Here is a 21,053-nt window from a genome sequence, read left to right as displayed (position 1 = left end):
GTTCGGCATATTTAAGGAAGAGTCATGCGCTGTCAACCACGATACGATGGACCGGTTTACATCTGGTTAAAAAACAAACAATCTTGTCTGTTGTGTGGCGAAACCACCGATACGCCCCAACCCATTTGCACCCCCTGCGAGAGCGAACTGCCCTGGCTCGGTGACCAGTGCAGTATCTGCGCCTTGCCACTGCCGATGGCCGGGCTGCGTTGTGGCCAGTGCGCCACTCAACCGCCAGCCTTCGAGCGGGTCCTGGCGCCATGGGCCTACGACTTTCCTATCGACAGCCTGATCGCACGCTTCAAACATCAGGCCAAATGGCCGCTCGGTCGGTTGATGGGCGAACTGCTGGCGCAGTCCCTGCAGCATCACTTCAATGAAGGACTGGAGCCACCCGACGCACTGGTGCCAGTACCGCTTGCCAATCGGCGCTTGCGTCAACGAGGTTTCAATCAGGCCTCGATGCTTGCACGCTGGCTCAGCGCGACATTGAAGATCCCTTGCGAAGAACAACTGCTGCGGCGCGTCCAGGACACCCCCGCCCAGCAGGCACTCGATGCCAGGGCCCGGCGCCGAAACCTGCGTCAAGCCTTTGCCATCACACCCGACGCCGTGCTCGGCAACCGTCACCTGGCGTTGGTCGACGATGTGCTCACTACCGGCGCCACGGCCCAGGCGCTGGCCCGCCTACTATTGGATGCCGGCGCCGCCCGGGTCGATGTGTATTGCCTGGCCCGTACGCCGAAACCCGGTGAGCCGGCTTGACGCGCCGCCTGCGAGGCGCCAACGTCCGCTCATGATTCCTTGGCGCAGTTCTCCATCATGTCATTGCCCCCGCTCCTGACCCAGCACATCGTCCGGCGCCCACAACGCATCGCCTTGTTGCAGCACATCGCCGAACAAGGCTCGATCACCCGTGCCGCCAAGAGCGCGGGCCTGAGCTACAAGGCGGCGTGGGATGCCATCGACGAGTTGAATAACCTGGCGGACCAGCCGCTGGTGGAACGCAGCGTCGGCGGCAGGGGCGGTGGCGGCGCCAAGCTGTCAGAGGAGGGGCAACGCGTGCTGCGGCTGTATCAGCGCTTGCAAGCGCTGCAGGCGCAGTTACTGGAAGCCAGCGAGGACGCCGGGGATCTGGGCCTGCTCAGTCGCTTGATGCTGCGCACCAGCGCGCGCAATCAACTGCATGGCAAAGTCCTGGGGATCGAGGCCCAGGGCCACAATGACCGGGTACGCCTGGAACTGGCCCGGGGTCTGGTCATCGAGGCGCAAATCACCCATGACAGCACCTTACGCCTGGAGCTGGCTATCGGCACCGAAGTGGTGGCCCTGATCAAGGCCGGCTGGTTGGAGTTGCACCCCATCGAGTCAGCGGAGCAATCGGGAATCAACACGTTGCGCGGCGTGATCGAGCAGGTTGCCGCCGCCGAAGACGGCCCCAGTGAAGTGCGTATCGGCCTGCCCAACGGCCAGACATTGTGCGCCCTGGCCGATCCGCTCCAATTGCATGAGCGAAACCTGGCTACCGGTTCTGCGGTGCACGTCGCGTTTTCACCGACAAATGTGCTACTCGGCACACCGCTGTAGCGCGCTGCAACAATAGTTTCATCGACCCGCTTTAAGGTGACTGCCAAAACCAGCAGGGAGCCTGATGATGAGCCTATTAGAAGAAAACCAATCCACCGACCTGGAAAAGATCGTCGGCCTGAGCCGTCGAAGCTTCATCAGCGCCGGCGCACTGTGCGGCGCGGCGATGTTCCTGGGCGGCAACCTGCTGAGCCGCAGCGTGCTGGCCGCCGCCGTGAGCGAAGGCAACAGCAAGCTGCTGGGCTTTAAAAGCATCGCCGCCGCCACGGCCGACACCATTACCCTGCCTCCGGGCTACAAAGCCTCGGTGCTGATCAGTTGGGGCCAGCCACTGCGCAAAAATGCACCGGCGTTCGACCCCAGTGGCAATGGAACAGCCCGCGCTCAGGAAGAGCAGTTTGGCGACAACACCGACGGCATGAGCCTGTTCGAATTCCCCGGCGACAAGAACCGGGCGCTGATGGCGATCAACAACGAGTACACCAACTACCAATACCTGTTCCCTCACGGCGGCCAGCCGCAGTCGGCCGAAGACGTGCGCAAGGCCCAAGCCGCCGAAGGCGTGTCGGTGATCGAGATCCAGCGTCGTCGCGGCCAGTGGCAGTTCGTCCAGGAATCGCGCTACAACCGCCGGATCCACGGCAACACGCCGATTCGCCTGCGTGGTCCGGCAGCCGGCCACGACCTGCTGAAAACCAGCGCCGACAAGAGCGGCAAAAAAGTGCTGGGGACTTTCCAGAACTGCGCCAACGGCATGACGCCGTGGGGCACTTACCTGACCTGCGAAGAGAACTTCACCGACTGCTTCGGCAGCAGCAAGGCGGACCTGCAGTTCGACGCGGCACAAAAACGCTATGGCGCCACCGTCACCAGCAGTGAAATCAACTGGCACCTGCACGACCCGCGTTTTGACCTGGCGAAAAACCCCAACGAACTCAATCGCCATGGCTGGGTGGTGGAAATCGATCCGTTCGACCCGCAATCCACCCCGGTAAAACGCACTGCTCTGGGCCGTTTCAAACACGAAAACGCCGCCCTCGCGCAGACCAATGACGGTCGCGCCGTGGTGTACATGGGCGATGACGAGCGCGGCGAATTCATCTACAAGTTCGTCAGCCGCGAGCGCATCAACCATCGTAATGCCAAAGCCAACCGCAACCTGCTGGACCACGGCACCTTGTATGTGGCGCGCTTCGATGCCGGCGACGGCAACCCGGACCACCCCAAAGGCAAGGGCCAGTGGATCGAGCTGACCCACGGCAAGAACGGCATCGACGCCAGCAGCGGTTTCGCTGACCAGGCCGAAGTGCTGATCCATGCGCGCCTGGCCGCCAGTGCCGTTGGCGCCACGCGCATGGACCGTCCGGAGTGGATCGTGGTCAGCCCCAAGGACGGCCAGGTCTATTGCACCCTGACCAACAACTCCAAGCGCGGTGATGCCGGTCAACCGGTGGAAGGGCCAAACCCTCGGGCCAAGAACGTCTACGGGCAGATCCTGCGCTGGCGCACCGACCGCGACGATCATGCCTCCAAGACCTTCTCCTGGGATCTGTTCGTGGTCGCCGGCAACCCGGCGGTACACGCCGGCACGCCGAAAGCCGGCTCGTCCAACATCAACGCCCAGAACATGTTCAACAGCCCCGATGGCCTGGGCTTCGACAAGGCCGGGCGGCTGTGGATTCAGACCGACGGTGATTTCAGCAATACCGGGGACTTCGCCGGCATGGGTAACAACCAGATGCTCTGCGCCGACCCCGACAGCGGCGAAATCCGTCGATTCCTGGTCGGGCCGGTGGGGTGCGAAGTGACCGGCATCAGCTTCTCGCCAGACTACAAAACCCTGTTCGTCGGCATCCAGCATCCCAGCGGCGGCTCGACGTTCCCCGAGCATCTGCCCAACGGTAAGCCGCGGTCGTCGGTGATGGTGATTACCCGTGAGGATGGCGGGGTCATCGGCGCCTGATCGGGCCTTATCGCGAGCAGGCTCGCTCCCACATTGATTCCAGTGCACCTGCTATCTACGGTGCGCCACAAAATCCTGTGGGAGCGAGCCTGCTCGCGATGGCATCGGCACAGCCGTCACCTATCTCCCTCCGTCTGCGCTACCATGCTGGGCCGGACGCGGCAGCCCTGCCGCTGCGCAGGAGTCAGCATGTCCCATCCGTTTGAAACCCTCACACCCGACCTGGTGCTCGATGCCGTTGAAAGCATGGGCTTGCTCAGCGATGCCCGTGTGCTGGCCCTCAACAGCTATGAAAACCGTGTCTATCAGGTGGGTATCGAAGACGCCGAGCCGCTGATCGCCAAGTTCTATCGCCCTCAGCGCTGGACCAACGAAGCGATTCTGGAAGAGCACCGCTTCACCTTCGAACTGGCCGAATGCGACGTGCCGGTGGTAGCGCCGCTGATTCACAACGGCGTCAGTCTGCACGAACACGCCGGGTTTCGTTTCACCCTGTTTCCCCGGCGCGGCGGCCGCGCACCTGAGCCGGGCAACCTCGACCAACTCTATCGCCTGGGGCAATTGCTCGGGCGCCTGCACGCGGTCGGGTCGACCCGTCCGTTCGAGCATCGTGAAGCGTTGGGCGTGAAAAACTTCGGCCACGATTCGCTGGCCACCGTGCTGCAAAGCGGTTTCGTACCCCGCAGCCTGCTTCCGGCCTACGAGTCGGTGGCCCGGGACCTGCTCAAACGGGTTGAAGAGGTTTATGCCGCCACGCCTCACCAGAACATCCGCATGCACGGCGACTGCCACCCCGGCAACATGATGTGCCGCGACGAGGTTTTTCATATCGTCGACCTGGACGACTGCCGCATGGGCCCGGCGGTACAGGATTTGTGGATGATGCTCGCCGGTGATCGCCAGGAATGCCTGGGGCAGTTGTCGGAATTGATGGACGGCTACCGCGAGTTTCATGACTTTGACCCGCGTGAACTGGCCTTGATCGAGCCTCTGCGGGCCCTGCGCCTGATGCACTACAGCGCCTGGCTAGCGCGCCGTTGGGACGATCCGGCGTTCCCGCGCAGCTTCCCGTGGTTCGGCAGCGAACGCTACTGGGGCGACCAGGTGTTGGCGTTGCGCGAGCAATTGGCGGCGCTCAATGAGGAGCCGTTGAAGTTGTTCTGATTTGCCACTGCCGCCCCCCTGTGGGAGCGAGCCTGCTCGCGATCGCGGTAGGTCAGTCGATGTCCATGTTGAATGGGTCATCGTCATCGCGAGCGGGCTCGCTCCCACAGGGGCAGGCGATGGCGCTCATAAAGGTTCACAGCACAATCTGACAAATCTCCTTACAATCACTCTTTTGTTAGCTGCCTAAGCAAGGATTCTGCATGCAAGCCGCCAACCCGCGTCGCGGGTATATCCTGGGCCTGAGTGCCTACATCATCTGGGGTCTGTTCCCGATCTATTTCAAAGCCATCGCCAACGTGCCGTCCGTGGAAATCATCATCCACCGGGTGCTGTGGTCAGCGCTGTTCGGCGCGGCGTTGCTGATGGTCTGGAAACACCCGGGCTGGTGGCGCGAACTGCGGGACAATCCACAGCGGCTGGCAATCCTGGCCCTGAGCGGTACGTTGATCGCGGCCAACTGGCTGACCTACGTCTGGGCGGTGAACAACGAGCGCATGCTCGAAGCGAGCCTGGGGTACTACATCAACCCGCTGGTGAACGTATTGCTCGGCATGTTGATCCTGGGTGAACGGTTGCGACGCATGCAGTGGCTGGCGGTGGGGTTGGCCGCGGTCGGTGTGGCGCAGCAGGTCTGGCAAGTGGGCAGCCTGCCTTGGGTGTCGCTGGTGCTCGCGCTGACCTTCGGCTTTTATGGGCTGATCCGCAAGCAGGCGCCGGTCAAGGCTTTACCCGGACTGGTAGTGGAAACCTGGATGCTGGTGCCGATCGCCATTGCCTGGTTGTTGTTCAATCCGGCGGCTACCAGCGCCCAAGCCGTTTTCTGGACCACCTCCGAAGCCTGGTGGCTGGTGGCGGCAGGGCCCGTGACGCTGGTGCCGTTGGTGTGCTTTAACGCTGCGGCGCGGCATTTGCCCTACACCACCCTCGGGTTCCTCCAGTACATCGCACCGACGCTGGTGTTGTTGCTCGCCGTGCTGCTGTTCGGTGAGCACCTGTCGTCCAGCACATTGGTGGCGTTCCTGTTTATCTGGGCTGGGCTTGCGGTGTATAGCGTCGATGCCGTGATCAGCATGCGCCGGCGCAACTGATCAAAAAACGTACGAACCTCCACAGGCCACGCCGGGCGTGGCCTGCGCTTATCCTTCCCAAGGTTATCCACAGCGTGATCCCCGCCGTTTGTGCACAAGCCCTTGAAAACTGGTGATTTTTTAATCATATCCCGCCAGCGCCCGGCGGACGTGGGCTGGCGAGGTGTCTCTACAGGTTATCCACAGGCAGGCGCAGTTTTTCCTTGGATAACCTTTATCAGTTCTCGTCGCTGAGTTTCAGCTCCACCATCAGCTCATCGGCCAGGGTTTCCAAACGTTCCTGCAAAGTGTCCAGGGACAAGGTCACTGGCACCCCGAGGATCGCTTCGGCATGAAACAGCAACTCGCTGCTCATCGGCGCCGGCCGCACGTCCGTGACCAGTCGCTCGACGTTGACGCCCTGCTCACTCAGCAAGCGCGTGATGTCGCGCACGATCCCCGGGCGATCATTACCCACCAGCTCCATCGCGATAGGCTTCCAAGTGCAGGACTCTTCGACGATGCCCTCGGCGATCAGCACGCGGATGTTGTGGGCCGACAGGCCTTGCAAGGCTTCGATCAATTCATCATGGGATTCAGCCGGAACGCTCAGGCGCAGGATTCCGGCAAATTGTCCCGCCAGACGGGACATGCGGCTTTCCAGCCAGTTACCGCCGTGCTCGGCGATGCAAAGGGCGATCTGCTCGACCAACCCGGGCTTGTCCGGGGCGAAAACAGTGATGACGAGATGGTCCATGGCGCGAGCCCTCTTGTTGTGGAAAGAAGAGTATAGGCAGGTGGTCGCGGACAGGCTGGTGCCCTAAAGATATAAACCTCGCCTCTGTGGGAGCAAAGCTTGCTCGCGATGAAAACAACTCGGTCCTTCTGAAACCAGGGCACCTGTATCGCAGCAAGCTCTGCTCCCACAGGATGAAACCAGATACATCGTGTACAAAGATCAAGATTTATATGGAACAATCCATACGTTTTTTGAGAACATCCCGTGCCTCGTCGTGACCGTAACACTTTAGTGGGTCGCGGAACGACGCAATTAGTCTAATTTTCACAACCGCAATTGATCATGTAGTATGCCGCAGCGCGCACTACATAATGTTGGACCAATGACTGTTCAAGGCGCGGTCGCATCCCTGAAAGCCCCGTCAGCAAGGCTTAACGCCCGTGACAGGTCCCACCCAGCCGCCAGCGATGGCATGTACTGGTTCCGGGGTTTGTGGTTTAAATGTCCCGAGGCTTCATTGTCAAAATCGAAGAGCTGAAAAGCGAAATAGCTGAGCAGAGTGAGGCAAGCAATGACTGAACACGTTCAAGTCGGTGGCCTGCGGGTCGCCAAAGTCCTGTTCGACTTCGTGAATAACGAAGCTATCCCCGGAACCGGCCTCACCGCCGATGCGTTCTGGGCCGGTGCCGACAAAGTCATCCACGACCTGGCCCCGAAGAACAAAGCCCTACTCGCCAAACGCGACGATTTCCAGGCACAGATCGATGCCTGGCACCAGGCCCGTGCCGGCCAGGCCCACGACGCCGTGGCTTACAAAGCCTTCCTGCAAGACATCGGTTATCTTCTGCCAGAAGCGGCGGATTTCCAGGCCACGACGCAAAATGTCGATGACGAAATCGCCCGCATGGCCGGCCCGCAGCTGGTCGTGCCGGTGATGAATGCCCGCTTCGCCCTCAATGCCTCGAACGCCCGCTGGGGTTCTTTGTACGACGCGCTGTACGGCACCGATGCCATCAGCGAAGCCGACGGCGCGGAGAAAGGCAAAGGCTACAACAAGGTACGCGGCGACAAGGTCATTGCCTTTGCCCGCGCCTTCCTCGACGAAGCCGCGCCGTTGGCGGCCGGCTCCCATGTCGATTCCACCGCTTACAAGATCGTCGATGGCAAACTGGTGGTTGCCCTCAAGGGCGGCAGCAACAGCGGCCTGCGTGACGACGCGCAACTGATCGGTTTCCAGGGCGACGCTTCGGCACCGACCACCGTGCTGTTGAAGCACAACGGCCTGCACTTCGAAATCCAGATCGACGCCAGCACCCCCGTCGGCCAGACCGATGCCGCCGGCGTCAAAGACATCCTGATGGAAGCGGCGCTGACCACCATCATGGACTGCGAAGACTCGGTCGCCGCCGTCGATGCCGATGACAAAGTGGTGATCTACCGTAACTGGCTCGGCCTGATGAAGGGCGATCTGTCGGAACAGGTCGCCAAGGGCGGTCAGACGTTTACCCGCACCATGAACCCCGATCGTGCGTACACGACGGTCGACGGTTCGGGCCTGACCCTGCATGGCCGCTCGCTCCTGTTCGTGCGCAACGTCGGTCATCTGATGACTATCGACGCGATCCTGGACAAGGACGGTCAGGAAGTACCGGAAGGCATCCTGGATGGCCTGGTCACCAGCCTGGCGGCAATCCACAGCCTCAACGGCAATACTTCGCGCCGCAACAGCCGTACCGGCTCGGTGTACATCGTCAAGCCGAAGATGCACGGGCCGGAAGAAGCGGCGTTCACCAACGAACTGTTCGGTCGCGTCGAGGACGTGCTGAACCTGCCGCGCAACACCCTCAAGGTCGGGATCATGGACGAGGAGCGCCGGACCACGGTCAACCTCAAGGCCTGCATCAAGGCCGCCAGTGAACGCGTGGTGTTCATCAACACCGGCTTCCTGGACCGCACCGGCGACGAAATCCACACCTCCATGGAAGCCGGCCCGATGGTGCGCAAGGCTGATATGAAAGCCGAGAAGTGGATCGCCGCGTATGAGAATTGGAACGTCGATATCGGCCTGAGCACCGGCCTGCAGGGTCGCGCACAGATCGGCAAGGGCATGTGGGCCATGCCGGACCTGATGGCAGCGATGCTGGAGCAGAAAATCGCTCATCCCATGGCCGGTGCCAACACCGCGTGGGTTCCGTCGCCGACCGCTGCAGCGCTGCACGCGCTGCATTATCACAAGGTCGACGTGTTCGCCCGTCAGGCCGAACTGGCCCAACGTGCCCGCGCCTCGGTGGACGACATCCTGACCATCCCGTTGGCCGTGAACCCGAACTGGACGCCGGAGCAGATCAGGAACGAACTGGACAACAATGCCCAGGGCATCCTCGGTTACGTGGTGCGCTGGATCGACCAGGGCGTAGGTTGCTCCAAGGTGCCGGACATCAACGATATTGGCCTGATGGAAGACCGTGCGACGCTGCGTATTTCCAGCCAGCACATCGCCAACTGGCTGCGCCATGGCATCGTCACCCAGGACCAGGTGATGGAAAGCCTCAAGCGCATGGCGCCGGTGGTGGACCGCCAGAACGCCAGCGACCCGCTGTACCGTCCACTGGCGCCGGACTTCGACAGCAACATCGCCTTCCAGGCGGCAGTGGAGTTGGTGATCGAAGGCACCCGGCAGCCTAACGGCTATACCGAGCCGGTGCTGCACCGTCGTCGTCGCGAGTTCAAGGCAGCCAATGGGCTGTGATTGAAGGGTAAAACGCAGCACAAGAAAAAGCCCTGATCGAAAGATCAGGGCTTTTTCATTGCAAAATCACCAAGCCCTAGCTGATGCTCGAGTCATTGTGGGATTCATCGGCTCCCACAGACAATTTTAAAGATCCATCCCCAGCTCATGCTTGACCAGACCCAGCAATTTTTCCGTATCAATAGGCTTGAGCAAAAAATCCACTACGCTCAGGTGCATCGCTTCGATGGCGTCCTTCACGTCGGCATCGCCGGAGACGAGGATGATCGGCAGCGCTGCCCGCTCCGACTCACGGACCAGGCGAACCAGTTCAAGGCCATCGACATTGCCCATACGCAAGTCAGTGATCAATAGGCCAATCGACGGCTTGGTTTCCAGCAACTTGAGCGCCGTTTCACCGCTGGCGGCGGTCATGCAGTGAATGCCGTCCAGGGCCAGAATTTCCGATAGCAGCTCACGGGCGTCCTTGTCGTCATCGACAATCAAGACTCGTTGCGGCGGCAGGTCGGGTTCCAGCATGACGGCACTCAGCGCCTCGCGCTCGGCGTCACTCAAAATATCGTGGTCGGACATGATGCTCTCTACGTTCTTTAATCGATCCCCGGCACAGTGGTCAGACATCGTTCTGCGTCGCTTCAATGTGCACTTCGTCGGATTTTTTTCCAAGTACATTTATTGCAGGCATCGGATAGACCACACGAGGGATTTTTCTATCGTTCCCAGCCTTTTGCGTTGACCTAGACTTACGTCCAATGGGCACCCTACCCTCAGGGGTTGACCATGGGGACAGATCCGACCACAACAATTCAAAAAAGACTGCGCCATGGTTATGAAAAAAACGGACGCCTTTACCCAGGCTGGGAAAACCGCGGTGTTGCAGAACATCCAGGGAACGCTGCAATTCCTTCAGCGTTTTCCCCCGTTCAACCAAATGGAAAACGCTCACCTGGCTTATCTGGTGGAGCAATGCCTGCTGCGTTTTTACGCACCGGGGGACACCATCATCAAACCGGCCGACGGCACGGTGGAACACTTTTATATCGTCAAGCAGGGCCGGGTCGTGGGCGAGCGTCCGCATTCGGCAAAAGGTGGCACCGAGACCACCTTCGAAATCACCACCGGCGAATGCTTCCCCCTTGCCGCGCTGCTGGGCGAGCGGGCCACGCGCACCGAACACCGTGCCGGCGAGGACACCTTCTGCCTGCAGTTGAACAAGCAGGCATTCATCAAGCTATTCGCCCTGTCGAGCCCGTTTCGTGATTTCGCGCTGCGTGGAGTTAGCAGCCTGCTCGACCAGTTCAATCAGCAAGTCCAGCAGAAGTCCGCGCAAACCCTCGGCACCCAATATTCGCTCAACACCCGGCTGGGCGAGCTGGCGATGCGTCATCCGGTGAGTTGCAACCCCGACATGCCCCTGCGCGAAGCCGTGAAACTGATGCACGAACAGCAGGTCGGAAGCATTGTGGTGGTGAACGAGCAAAAAGCGCCGGTAGGGATTTTTACCCTGCGCGACCTGCGGCATGTGGTCGCCGACGGCTCCGGGGATTTTTCCGAAGCCATCGCCGCGCACATGACCCCGACACCCTTCTATCTCTCGCCGGACCACAGCGCCTTCGACGCGGCCATCGCCATGACTGAGCGCCACATCGCCCATGTTTGTCTGGTCAAGGACCATCGCTTGTGCGGCGTGGTGTCCGAGCGCGATCTGTTTTCCCTGCAGCGGGTCGACCTGGTGCATCTGGCACGGACCATCAGCAGCGCCCCGAAAGTCGAGACCCTGGTGGCCCTGCGCGGCGAGATCGGTCAATTGGTCGAGCGCATGCTGGCCCATGGTGCGTCGTCGACGCAGATCACCCAGATCATCACGCTGCTCAACGACCACACCGTGTGCCGGGTCATCGAACTGACCCTGGCCGACAAGGGTGACCCGGGCGTGCCGTTCAGTTGGTTGTGTTTCGGCAGTGAAGGCCGGCGCGAGCAGACCCTGCACACCGACCAGGACAACGGCATCCTGTTCGAAGCCCGGGACGCCGCCCATGCGGCGCAGATCCGCGGGCTGCTGCTGCCCATCGCCCAACAGATCAACCAGAGCCTGGCCCTCTGTGGTTTCACCTTGTGCAAGGGCAACATCATGGCCGGCAATCCGGAGCTGTGCCTGTCCCGCGCCGAATGGGCCCGACGCTTTGCCGCATTCATTCGTGAAGCGACGCCGGAAAACCTATTGAGCTCGAGTATCTATTTCGACCTGCGGGTGGTCTGGGGCGATGAGCAAGGCTGTGAGCAGTTGCGCCAGCAAGTACTCGAACAGGTGGCCGATAACCGTTTGTTCCAGCGCATGATGGCCGAGAACGCGCTGCGTCATCGTCCACCGGTGGGACGCTTCAGGGATTTCGTGCTCAGCCGCAAGAACGGCGAAAAAGCCACCCTGGACCTGAAAGTGCAAGGCCTGACGCCTTTTGTCGACGGCGCTCGCCTGCTGGCCCTGGCCAATGGCATCGAAGCCAACAATACCCTGGAGCGCTTGCGGCAACTGGTCATCAAGGACGTGATCCAACCGCTCGATGGCGCGGCCTATGAAGAGGCCTACCACTTCATCCAGCAAACCCGCATGCAACAACATCAACTGCAGACCCGCGAAAACCTGCCCTACTCCAACCGGGTCGACCCCGACAGCCTTAATCATCTGGACCGGCGCATTCTGCGCGAATCCCTGCGCCAGGCCCAACGGCTGCAAAGCAGCCTGACGCTGAGGTACCAGTTGTGAGCATTTTTTCCTGGTTACGCCCGGTCCAACCGATGTTGCCTGAAGACGTGCAACAGCGCCTGGAGCGCCTGCCGGCCCCCGCGCCCCTGGGTGAATGCAGCCTGAGGGAGCAACGCTGGGTGGTGCTGGATCTGGAAACCACGGGGTTGAACCTGAACAAGGATCAGGTGCTGTCCATCGGTGCGGTGGTCATAGAAGACGGCGCCATCGACTTCAGCCAACAGTTCGAACGCACCTTGCAGTGCGACAAGCAGAAGCTGGGACCCAGCGTATTGATCCATGGCCTGGCGCCGAGTGAAATTGCCGCCGGCAGCGACCCCGCCGAGGCGCTGCTGGCGTTCATGGAATTCGTCGGCGACAGCCCTCTGCTGGCATTTCATGCGCCGTTCGACTCCCACATGCTGGGGCGAGCACTGAAGGATTACCTCGGTTATCGCTTGCAGCATTCGTTTCTGGATGTCGCTGACCTGGCGCCGATGCTCTGCCCTCAAGCGCACCTGCGCAAGGCCGGCCTGGACGACTGGATCGACTGGTGCAAATTGCAAGTCTTCGACCGTCATAACGCCAGCGCCGACGCCCTGGCCACCGCCGAATTGGCGCTCATTCTGTTCAGCCGTGCCCGTCAGCAGCAGATCCATAGCCCGCTTGAGCTGCAACAGCACCTGAGCCAATGGAAGCGACGGCAACGGGCGCCTTCGCTTTAGCCCAAGGTGGTTGACCTGTGGGAGCAAGGCTTGCCCGCGATGCAGGCGACTCGGCCAGGCTGCCAGTCCCGGCGATGCCATCGCGGGCAAGCCTTGCTCCAGACTCTCCTGAATCTGCGGATCGTGCTCCGACCAGCGCCAATTGCTTTCTCTCCCCCGCCTCTGCGACAATCGCGAACAATTCTCGTTACTTAAAACGTCGGTGATGCTTCGTGTCGTCAGTCCCAAGCCCCCACAGTGATCTGGTTGGTGCGTTGTACCGTGACCATCGCGGGTGGCTATTGGCATGGCTGCGCCGCAACGTGGCCTGCCCGCAGCGGGCCGAAGATCTGAGCCAGGACACCTTCGTGCGCCTGCTGGGCCGGGAGGAACTGACAGCGCCCCGAGAGCCCAGGGCGTTTCTGGTGGCGATCGCCAAGGGACTGCTGTTCGATTATTTCCGTCGGGCGGCGCTGGAGCAGGCCTACCTCACCGAGCTGATGCTGATCCCGGAAAACGAACAGCCGTCGTTGGAAGAGCAGCAACTGATCCTCGAAGACCTCAAGGCTATCGATCGGCTGCTTGGCAAATTGTCGAGCAAGGCCCGCGCCGCCTTCCTCTACAACCGCCTCGACGGCCTCAGCCATGCAGAAATCGCCGAGCGCCTGGGGGTTTCCGTGCCCCGGGTGCGGCAGTACCTGGCCCAGGGCATGCGCCAGTGCTACATCGCGCTTTATGGTGAGCCGACATGAGCACGCCTTCTTCCAAACCCGTCTCGACCGGGGTTCTGGATGCGGCCATTGCCTGGCAACTGTCCCTGGACTCAGGCGGCGGTAGTGCCCAGGAGCGGGAAGCGTTCGCCCAATGGCATGCCGCCGACGAAGAACATGCCCGGGCCTGGCGGCAACTGGGCATGCTTGACCAACGCTTCAGTGTCGCCAACGGCCCTGGGCGAGCCGCGTTGTTGCAATCCAGAGCAAACATCCGTCGCCGCGTGCGCAAGCTCGGCAGCAGCCTGGCCAGCATTGTTGCAGTGATCGGCCTGGCGCTGTTTGCCGGAGATCGTTACTTGCCGCTGGATTACTGGCTGGCCGACCAGCGCACCGCCACCGGCGAGCAGCGCGTCCTGCGCCTGGCCGACGGCACGCTGATCAACCTCAACACCCACAGTGCGCTGGACGTGCGTTTCGATGACAAGCAGCGCCGCATTGTCCTGCAAGAAGGCGAGATCCTGGTGGAAACCGGCCACAACGATCCGCGTCCGTTTATCGTTGAAACCCGCGAAGGCAACATGCGCGCCCTGGGCACCCGGTTTTTGGTCAAGCGAGAAACAGAAGGCACGCGCCTGAGCGTGTTGAAGTCGGCAGTGGCGGCGCATCCGCAGGCCACCGACGAAGAGCAGATCCTGCGCGAAGGCCAGCAGGTGTTGATGCGTCGCGACGGTCTCGGGCCGACGATGGCCCTGAGTCCGGGCGCCGATGCCTGGACCCGCGGCATGCTGGTGTTGGACAACGCCCGCCTCGAAGACCTGATCCATGAGCTGGGACGCTATCGTCGCGGCTACCTGGGTGTCGAGCCACAGGTGGCAGACCTGCGCATCACGGGCAGCTTCCCGCTGCACGACACCGATCTGGCACTCAGCGCCCTGCTGCCGACCTTGCCGGTACAGGTCGAGCATCACACGCGCTGGTGGGTGATGGTGGGGCCGAGGGCCGAGACCAAGCCTTGAGGCCCCATCGCGAGCAGGCTCGCTCCCACATTTGATCTTCAGTGGTCCCCTGTGGGAGCGAGCCTGCTCGCGATGAAGCCGTCCCGATCCGAAGACCCGTTGGACACCTCACCCCAATCTGAATCTAAATTATTTTCATCCAGCCCTATCACTTTTGAATTTTCATCCGGCACCAAGGCAATTGAGAAATATTTCCATTCAGGAGCCGCCGTATGTCCCGCCCGCTAGACACCCTGTTGCGCCCCAGTCTGTTGGCCGTTGCCATCGCTTTTGCCGCCCCGTTGGTCAGCGGCCCGTTGCTGGCCGCCGAACAAGCCTCGAGCGTGCGCACCTACAACCTGCCCGCCGCACCATTGGCCAGCACCCTGAACCAGATCGCCAGTCAGGCCGGGCTCGCCCTGAGTCTGACCCCGTCCCTGGCCTCGGGCAAAACCTCGGCACCAGTCCAGGGCCAGTTCGATGCCATTGGCGCATTACGTGAGGCGTTGCGCGGCACCGGCCTTCAACTGCAACAAAGCAGCGCCGGCACCTACAGCCTGGTGGCCGTGCCCGAAGGCGTCATGGCTTTACCGGAAACCAGCGTGATCGGCGCCGGCCTCAGCGAGACCGCATGGGGTCCGACCGACGGCTATGTCGCCACCCGCACGGCGGCCGGCACCAAGACCGATACGCCGATTGTCGAACTGCCGCGCTCGGTTTCCGTGGTCACACGCCAGCAGATGGAAGATCGCTCGGTCCTCAACCTCAATGACGCCCTGCGCTACACCGCTGGCGTGCAGAGCAGCGGCTACGGCTCGGACTCACGCAACGACTGGCTGCTGGTGCGCGGTTTTGTACCGACGCAGTTCCTTGATGGTCTGCCGCTGCCCAAGGGCAACTACGTCACGCCGAAAATCGAGCCCTGGAACCTCGAGCGCATCGCCGTGCTGCGTGGTCCGGCGTCTTCGATCTACGGCCAGACGCCACCCGGCGGCATGCTGGACATGGTCAGCCGTCGCCCGCAAGCTCAAAGCAGCCACGAGGTCGAACTGCAAGCCGGCAGCTACGAACACAAGCAGATCAACTTCGACAGCACCGGCAAGGTCGATGACGAAGGCCAGTTCCTCTATCGACTCAGCGGCACGGTGCGCGACAGCAACGCCCAGGTCGATCACATCCCGGACAAACGCTACAACATCGCCCCGAGCCTGACCTGGAACATCAACGACGACACCCGCCTGACCTTCCTGTCCCAGTACACCCGCGACGACACCGGCATCACCGGGCAATTCCTGCCGCTGCAAGGCACCAAGCTGTCGTCGCCGGCCGGCAAGATTTCCCACCACAAAAACCTGGGTGACCCGGACTGGGAATTCTACGACCGCACCTACTACGCCCTCGGCTATGCGTTTGAACATCGTCTGAACGACACTTGGCAGTTCCGCCAGAACCTGCGCTATACCAAGAGCGACCTGGAAACCCAAGGCATCTCCGCAGGTGGCCAATTCTGGCCAGACGGCCCCGACCAATCCGTGGATGCCAACGGCAACGTCAAGCGCAGCGCCAGCGTCATCAACGAAGACATCAGCCAGTTCGCCGTGGACAACAACTTCCAGGCCGACTTCCAGACCGGCGCCCTCAGCCACACCCTGTTGCTGGGCCTGGATCACCAGCGCTCCAACAGCAATTCACGCTGGGATTGGGGTTCGACTGGCGTGCCGACCAGCAACATCCACAACCCGACCTACGGACAGGATTTCTCCAACGTCCAGTACTTCACCATGTACGACTACAACCAGAAGACCCAGCAAACCGGTCTCTACATCCAGGACCAGATCGCCCTGGACAACTGGCGTCTGACCCTGGGTGGTCGTGAAGACTGGATCCACACCGGCACCGAGTTCCACAACCAGGCCGGCGCGACCAACACCCAGCGCGACAAGAAATTCAGCGGTAACGCGGCGCTGAGCTACGTCTTCGACAATGGCGTGACGCCGTACATTTCTTTCGCCCAGTCCTTCCAGGCAGCGGCCGGTGCCAACGTCAACAGCACCGATGCATTCAAGCCGACCGAAGGCGAACAGTACGAAGCGGGCATCAAGTACCAGCCACCCGGCACCAAAACCCTGCTGACGGCGGCGGTGTTCGACCTGACCCAGAAAAACAACTCTGTCACCGAAAACAACGTCACCCGCCAAGTGGGTGAAGTACAGGTACGTGGCCTGGAGTTGGAGGCCTCGGGCGACGTGACCGACAACCTGAAGCTCATCGGCTCCTACACCTACAACGACAGTGAAATCACCAAAGGCACGACGGCGGAAAAAGGCAAGCGCATGGCCCAGGTGCCGCGTAACCAAGCCACCGCCTGGGCGGACTACACCTGGCACAACGGCCCGCTGGACGGCTTTGGTGTCGGTGCGGGTGTGCGTTACGTCGGCGACACCTATGGCAACACCACCAACACCGACTGGGGCCATGTCGGTTCCTATACCGTATATGACGCCTCGGCCCATTACGACCTGGGTCGCCTGGACAACTCGCTCAAAGGGGTATCGGTGGCGGTGGATGCAAAAAACGTCTTCAACAAGGACTACCTGTCCACGTGTGACGGTTTCTACTGCTACTACGGCGATCAACGCAGCGTCGTCGCCAGCGTGAATTACAAATGGTAAACGGTTAGCATTTGCGTAAACCTTTTGAAGGGCCACCTGTGGCCCTTTTTGCATTCGGATCAATCATGAAAAGCAAAACCATCCGTCGCTGGTCCTTCGTCCACACCTGGACCAGCCTGATCTGCACGGTATTTCTGCTGATGCTGGCGATCACCGGGCTGCCGTTGATTTTTCATCACGAAATCGAGCATCTGCTGGGCGACGCCCCCGAGCTTCGCGAAATGCCGGCCGACACACCGCCATTGGACCTTGCGCAACTGGTGGAAAAAGCCAAGGCCTATCGCCCCGGTGAGGTGGTCCAGTATTTTGGCTGGGACGAGGATGATCCCAACGGTGTCATCACCATCATGGCGCCGACGCCGGGCACCGAACCCAATTCCTCCCACACGTTCATGCTCGATGCCCGCACCGGCGAGGCCCTGGAAATGCCCTCGGCCAACGGCGGTTTCATGATGGTGATGCTGCGCCTGCATGTGGACATGTTCGCCGGCTTGCCAGGCAAGTTGCTGTTGGCGTTCATGGGCCTGTTGTTCGTGATCGCCATCGTTTCCGGTGTGGTGTTGTACCTGCCGTTCATGCGCCGCCTGAAATTCGCCACGGTGCGCCAGGACAAATCCACGCGCCTGCGCTGGCTCGATTTGCACAACCTGATCGGCGTGGTCACGCTGGTCTGGGCGCTGACGGTGGGCGTGACCGGCGTCATCGCGGCGTGCGCCGACCTGATCATCGCCGCCTGGCGCAATGACAGCCTCAGCGCCATGGTCGAGCCCTATCGCGACGCCCCGCCGCTGACGCAACTGGCCCCAGCGACCCGCTTGCTGGACATCGCCAAAGAAGTTGCGCCGGGCATGGAACCCAGCTTCATCGCCTTCCCCGGTACGCTGTTTTCCAGCGAACACCACTACAGCGTGTTCATGAAAGGTGACACCCACCTGACCTCCCATTTGCTGACACCCGTATTGATCGACGCCAGCACCCTGGACGTCACCGCCGTGGCTGAACGGCCGTGGTACATGGATATGATGAGCCTGTCCCTGCCGCTGCACTTCGGCGACTACGGCGGTCGGCCGATGCAGATTTTCTGGGCGACCCTGGACGTGCTGACCATCATCGTCCTCGGCAGCGGCGTCTACCTGTGGCTCGTGCGGCGAAAAGCGGCCAAACGCGCAGCGGTCGCGGCGCAGGTGGTCTCGTGAGGCCCCGGCAGTCGAGTTTCTGGAAAGTGTTTGGTATTCCCGTGGCAATCGGCGTGCTGAGCGCGGCGGGGTTGTTTTCGGCATTGCTCGGCGATGGGGCCTGGGATGCCGTGAGTTGGGTGGGTTTGGGCGTGCCGACGGTGCTGGGAACCTGGGGGCTGATCAAACGCAGATAACTTCAGCCCGACGCGGACCCAATGTGGAAGCGAGCCTGCTCGCGATGGCGGTGAACCAGTCACATTGATATCGACTGACACTGCGCTATCGCGAGCAGGCTCGCTCCCACACTGGCTTCCAATCGGCCTCGCCAGCCGCCTTGGAACTGTCTAGGCTAAGCCCTTGCCCGTTAATCGAGGATACCTGCATGTCGGCCCCCAGCATGACGTTGTTCCACAACCCCGCTTCGCCTTTCGTGCGCAAGGTCCTGGTGCTGCTGCACGAAACCGGCCAGCAAGACCGCGTGGCGTTGCAGCTCAGCCAGCTCACGCCGGTCAGGCCGGACCAGGCACTCATTGATGACAACCCCCTGAGCAAGATCCCGGCCCTGCGCCTGGCCAATGGCAATGTGCTCCACGACAGTCGCGTCATTCTTGATTACCTCGACCACCAGCACGTCGGCAATCCGCTGATCCCCCGCGACGGCGCAGCCCGGTGGCGACGCCTGACCCTGGCGTCCCTGGCTGACGGAATCATGGACGCCGCGGTGATGATTCGCTACGAAACCGCCCTGCGACCCGTCGAAAAACACTGGGCCGAGTGGCTCGATGCGCAACGGGACAAGATCCGCCGCGCCCTGGGCATGCTCGAAGACGAGGCAATAGCCGAACTGGCCTGCCATTTCGACATTGCGTCCATCAGCGTGGCCTGCGCCCTGGGTTACCTGGACCTGCGCCATCCCGATCTGGAATGGCGCAAGGCCAATCCACAATTGGCAGCGTGGTTTGCCGAAGTGAGCTTGCGGCCTTCGATGGTCGAGACAGTGCCCAGAATCTAGCCCTGCGTTAGCCATACTGGCCTTGTCGCGGGCAAGCCTTGCTCCCACATAGACCTTGCTCCGCCTGTGGGAGCAAGGCTTGCCCGCGATGGCAGCGCAGCGGATCCAAGGGAAACAACTGCCCTATGCGCGTCACCAGCACTGCTCGCCATTGCCGGTCCTCGCGCAACCCCAGCGACCGGCTCATTTCACCTCTCCCAGATCGAACGTCATCGCAGCCGCCGGCTTCGCTCCCACCCGGTACCAGTCCAGCTTACGGGTCAATACCATGAACACACCGAGCAGACCGAACAGCAACAGCGAGCCCATCAGCAAGGCGTAGTCCTCGGCACTCAACAATCCATAGAGCAAACCGTACAAGCCCGCCAACCCCGCCGAAAACCCCAGGCCATGGCTCACGCTGCGCAACACATGGCAGACATAGAACCCGATCAGCAGCACACAGGCGCTGGCTGACAGCAAATACGCCAGGGCAAAACCGATGTGTTCCGACAGGGACAGCAGCAACAGGTAAAAGAACGCCAGAGCCACGCCTACCAAGGCGTACTGGACCGGATGCACCGCCAGGCTCTTGAGCACTTCGAAGAGAAAGAACCCGGCAAACGTCAGCGCTATGAACAGCAGTGCATATTTGATCGCCCGGTCGCTCTTGAGATATTGGTCCACCGGGTCGATGAAACTCACACCAAAGGCACGGCTGCGAAACGCTTCACAGCCATCGCTTGGCTCGCAGGCTTGCAAGGTTTCCAGCAGGTTGGTAGAGAAAAACGTGGTCTGCCAGTCGGCACTGAAGCCCTGCTCATTGATGTCGCGCTGGGTCGGCAGGTAGTTGCCGATGAAGCTGGGGTGCGGCCAGTCGGCCGACAGGTGCACTTGGGTGGACTTACCTACCGGCAGAATCTGCAATTGACCGGTGCCTTGCAGCCGCAGGTCGAAACCGAAGGTCAGCTCAGTGCTGCTCTGGGCCGTGACCATTGGCAGCGGCACATGCACGCCCTGCCCCAGCCAGCCGATCCGCGAGCCGGGCAGGAAATCGACGGTCTGCTGGTTGAGCTTCAGGGTCAGTGCATTCTCGATGCCGCGGATGTCGCTGATGCCCACGCTCAGATAGGGCTCGTCAAAGCGGTAGTCGGCAAAATCCTTGGTGGCCACGCCGAAACGCTCAGGCACCTTGAAGTGGCCGTCGATCCGGTTGTCGGCATGAAACAACCGCGCCTCGTAGATCCCGCGTGCACGGGTTTCTGTGCGGATCTGGCCGTCGACGTCCAATTGCTCCGGCAGAAAATACAACTCACCGCTTTGCTCGACGGTTTCCAGGAACCGCGCGCCGGTCTTCTCGTTGGTATTCCAGACCCGCACATCCTTGCGAAACGGCACCACGATCATCGGCCCGATGAGTTGCTGGCTGTGACTGGAACTGCGGGCGATGTCCTGCAGTACACCGTCGCGCAGTTCCTGACGCTCGTCGATGAGGCCGTTGATCATCAACAACGGGATCATCAGCAGGAGGATCAATAGGGCAATCATGCCCAGTTTTACGGCGAGGCTGCGGTTCATGTGGGGCTCTCCCTGTTCGAATGAGGGAGAGCTTGAGCCGGCTGTGTGCTGGGGTTATGGAGAGATTGTGGAGATTGTGTGGAGACTGCCCAAGGCAAACGAACTGTGGGAGCGAGCCTGCTCGCGATAGCTGACTGTCAAGCAACACCCGTGCAAGCTGAGCCACTGCTATCGCGAGCAGGCTCGCTCCCACAGGGTTGTGTTCTG

At 61.3% G+C, this 21,053-nt stretch carries 17 protein-coding genes; 14 read left to right on the top strand and 3 right to left on the bottom strand.

Going from position 1 to position 21,053, the window contains the following annotated elements:
* The first annotated feature begins 24 nt into the window (after window positions 1-24).
* The 5 genes from PSEUDOMOFG3G_RS27530 (at window position 25) to rarD (ending at window position 5,805) form a co-directional block, all read left to right on the top strand.
* Window positions 25-765, top strand: a complete 741-nt coding sequence (locus PSEUDOMOFG3G_RS27530) for a ComF family protein (RefSeq protein ID WP_139049008.1) — start codon at window positions 25-27, stop codon at window positions 763-765.
* Window positions 766-822: 57 nt separating this feature from the next.
* Complete coding sequence (locus tag PSEUDOMOFG3G_RS27525) at window positions 823-1,587, top strand: TOBE domain-containing protein (protein ID WP_047228119.1); 765 nt, start codon at window positions 823-825, stop codon at window positions 1,585-1,587.
* Between the two features lie 67 nt (window positions 1,588-1,654).
* The gene (locus PSEUDOMOFG3G_RS27520; protein ID WP_047228120.1) at window positions 1,655-3,550 is read left to right on the top strand and encodes a PhoX family phosphatase; all 1,896 of its coding nucleotides are present in this window, start codon (window positions 1,655-1,657) and stop codon (window positions 3,548-3,550) included.
* Window positions 3,551-3,739: 189 nt separating this feature from the next.
* Window positions 3,740-4,714, top strand: a complete 975-nt coding sequence (locus PSEUDOMOFG3G_RS27515; RefSeq protein ID WP_047228121.1) for a serine/threonine protein kinase — start codon at window positions 3,740-3,742, stop codon at window positions 4,712-4,714.
* Window positions 4,715-4,917: 203 nt separating this feature from the next.
* Window positions 4,918-5,805: an EamA family transporter RarD gene (rarD, locus tag PSEUDOMOFG3G_RS27510; protein ID WP_047228122.1), complete on the top strand. Its 888-nt coding sequence runs from the start codon at window positions 4,918-4,920 to the stop codon at window positions 5,803-5,805.
* Between the two features lie 217 nt (window positions 5,806-6,022).
* On the opposite strand, the gene PSEUDOMOFG3G_RS27505 is transcribed toward rarD, so the two are convergent.
* Window positions 6,023-6,541 (bottom strand): glycine cleavage system protein R, encoded by a 519-nt coding sequence (locus PSEUDOMOFG3G_RS27505; protein WP_047228123.1) that lies wholly within the window; start codon window positions 6,539-6,541, stop codon window positions 6,023-6,025.
* Between the two features lie 553 nt (window positions 6,542-7,094).
* Here PSEUDOMOFG3G_RS27505 and PSEUDOMOFG3G_RS27500 point away from each other — a divergent pair.
* On the top strand, window positions 7,095-9,272 hold the full coding sequence (locus tag PSEUDOMOFG3G_RS27500) for a malate synthase G (protein WP_047228124.1): 2,178 nt from the start codon (window positions 7,095-7,097) through the stop codon (window positions 9,270-9,272).
* 126 nt (window positions 9,273-9,398) lie between these two features.
* Here the strand turns inward: PSEUDOMOFG3G_RS27500 and PSEUDOMOFG3G_RS27495 are convergent, their stop codons facing one another.
* A complete protein-coding gene (locus PSEUDOMOFG3G_RS27495; RefSeq protein ID WP_047228125.1) occupies window positions 9,399-9,845 on the bottom strand; it encodes a response regulator in 447 nt (148 codons plus the stop codon).
* 256 nt (window positions 9,846-10,101) lie between these two features.
* Here PSEUDOMOFG3G_RS27495 and PSEUDOMOFG3G_RS27490 point away from each other — a divergent pair, with 256 nt between their 5' ends.
* The 8 genes from PSEUDOMOFG3G_RS27490 to PSEUDOMOFG3G_RS27455 all read left to right on the top strand — a co-directional run bounded on the left by PSEUDOMOFG3G_RS27490 (window position 10,102) and on the right by PSEUDOMOFG3G_RS27455 (window position 19,289).
* The gene (locus PSEUDOMOFG3G_RS27490) at window positions 10,102-12,036 is read left to right on the top strand and encodes a putative nucleotidyltransferase substrate binding domain-containing protein (protein WP_305468590.1); all 1,935 of its coding nucleotides are present in this window, start codon (window positions 10,102-10,104) and stop codon (window positions 12,034-12,036) included.
* On the top strand, window positions 12,033-12,740 hold the full coding sequence (locus tag PSEUDOMOFG3G_RS27485) for a PolC-type DNA polymerase III (protein ID WP_047228127.1): 708 nt from the start codon (window positions 12,033-12,035) through the stop codon (window positions 12,738-12,740). The genes PSEUDOMOFG3G_RS27490 and PSEUDOMOFG3G_RS27485 overlap by 4 nt, the downstream gene beginning before the upstream one ends.
* Window positions 12,741-12,952: 212 nt before the next feature.
* Window positions 12,953-13,471 (top strand): RNA polymerase sigma factor, encoded by a 519-nt coding sequence (locus PSEUDOMOFG3G_RS27480; RefSeq protein WP_092400806.1) that lies wholly within the window; start codon window positions 12,953-12,955, stop codon window positions 13,469-13,471.
* Window positions 13,468-14,448 (top strand): FecR domain-containing protein, encoded by a 981-nt coding sequence (locus PSEUDOMOFG3G_RS27475; protein ID WP_139049007.1) that lies wholly within the window; start codon window positions 13,468-13,470, stop codon window positions 14,446-14,448. The genes PSEUDOMOFG3G_RS27480 and PSEUDOMOFG3G_RS27475 overlap by 4 nt, the downstream gene beginning before the upstream one ends.
* 212 nt (window positions 14,449-14,660) lie before the next feature.
* Window positions 14,661-17,099: a TonB-dependent siderophore receptor gene (locus PSEUDOMOFG3G_RS27470; RefSeq protein ID WP_139049006.1), complete on the top strand. Its 2,439-nt coding sequence runs from the start codon at window positions 14,661-14,663 to the stop codon at window positions 17,097-17,099.
* Window positions 17,100-17,164: 65 nt separating this feature from the next.
* Window positions 17,165-18,295, top strand: coding sequence for a PepSY domain-containing protein (locus PSEUDOMOFG3G_RS27465; RefSeq protein WP_139049005.1), 1,131 nt, complete (start codon window positions 17,165-17,167; stop codon window positions 18,293-18,295).
* A complete protein-coding gene (locus tag PSEUDOMOFG3G_RS27460) occupies window positions 18,292-18,471 on the top strand; it encodes a hypothetical protein (RefSeq protein ID WP_076383409.1) in 180 nt (59 codons plus the stop codon). Before PSEUDOMOFG3G_RS27465 ends, PSEUDOMOFG3G_RS27460 begins: the two co-directional genes overlap by 4 nt.
* A 188-nt stretch (window positions 18,472-18,659) precedes the next feature.
* Window positions 18,660-19,289 (top strand): glutathione S-transferase, encoded by a 630-nt coding sequence (locus PSEUDOMOFG3G_RS27455; RefSeq protein WP_139049004.1) that lies wholly within the window; start codon window positions 18,660-18,662, stop codon window positions 19,287-19,289.
* 183 nt (window positions 19,290-19,472) lie between these two features.
* Here PSEUDOMOFG3G_RS27455 and creD read toward each other — a convergent pair whose 3' ends face one another.
* Window positions 19,473-20,846: a cell envelope integrity protein CreD gene (gene creD, locus PSEUDOMOFG3G_RS27450; RefSeq protein ID WP_139049003.1), complete on the bottom strand. Its 1,374-nt coding sequence runs from the start codon at window positions 20,844-20,846 to the stop codon at window positions 19,473-19,475.
* Between the last annotated feature and the right edge of the window lie 207 nt (window positions 20,847-21,053).

This window comes from Pseudomonas sp. FG-3G (genome assembly GCF_901007645.1).
GTDB classification, from domain to species: Bacteria; Pseudomonadota; Gammaproteobacteria; order Pseudomonadales; family Pseudomonadaceae; genus Aquipseudomonas; species Aquipseudomonas rhizophila.
Note: the sequence above shows the minus strand (reverse complement) of the source record. Positions and strands in the feature narration are given on the sequence as shown.

Bases quoted from the DNA above. Each gene is read 5' to 3' on its own strand.
- PSEUDOMOFG3G_RS27530 (WP_139049008.1), top strand. From the start codon at position 25: ATGCGCTGTCAACCACGATACGATGGACCGGTTTACATCTGGTTAAAA.
- PSEUDOMOFG3G_RS27525 (WP_047228119.1), top strand. From the start codon at position 823: ATGTCATTGCCCCCGCTCCTGACCCAGCACATCGTCCGGCGCCCACAA.
- PSEUDOMOFG3G_RS27520 (WP_047228120.1), top strand. From the start codon at position 1,655: ATGAGCCTATTAGAAGAAAACCAATCCACCGACCTGGAAAAGATCGTC.
- PSEUDOMOFG3G_RS27515 (WP_047228121.1), top strand. From the start codon at position 3,740: ATGTCCCATCCGTTTGAAACCCTCACACCCGACCTGGTGCTCGATGCC.
- rarD (WP_047228122.1), top strand. From the start codon at position 4,918: ATGCAAGCCGCCAACCCGCGTCGCGGGTATATCCTGGGCCTGAGTGCC.
- PSEUDOMOFG3G_RS27505 (WP_047228123.1), bottom strand. From the start codon at position 6,541: ATGGACCATCTCGTCATCACTGTTTTCGCCCCGGACAAGCCCGGGTTG.
- PSEUDOMOFG3G_RS27500 (WP_047228124.1), top strand. From the start codon at position 7,095: ATGACTGAACACGTTCAAGTCGGTGGCCTGCGGGTCGCCAAAGTCCTG.
- PSEUDOMOFG3G_RS27495 (WP_047228125.1), bottom strand. From the start codon at position 9,845: ATGTCCGACCACGATATTTTGAGTGACGCCGAGCGCGAGGCGCTGAGT.
- PSEUDOMOFG3G_RS27490 (WP_305468590.1), top strand. From the start codon at position 10,102: ATGAAAAAAACGGACGCCTTTACCCAGGCTGGGAAAACCGCGGTGTTG.
- PSEUDOMOFG3G_RS27475 (WP_139049007.1), top strand. From the start codon at position 13,468: ATGAGCACGCCTTCTTCCAAACCCGTCTCGACCGGGGTTCTGGATGCG.
- PSEUDOMOFG3G_RS27470 (WP_139049006.1), top strand. From the start codon at position 14,661: ATGTCCCGCCCGCTAGACACCCTGTTGCGCCCCAGTCTGTTGGCCGTT.
- PSEUDOMOFG3G_RS27465 (WP_139049005.1), top strand. From the start codon at position 17,165: ATGAAAAGCAAAACCATCCGTCGCTGGTCCTTCGTCCACACCTGGACC.
- PSEUDOMOFG3G_RS27455 (WP_139049004.1), top strand. From the start codon at position 18,660: ATGTCGGCCCCCAGCATGACGTTGTTCCACAACCCCGCTTCGCCTTTC.
- creD (WP_139049003.1), bottom strand. From the start codon at position 20,846: ATGAACCGCAGCCTCGCCGTAAAACTGGGCATGATTGCCCTATTGATC.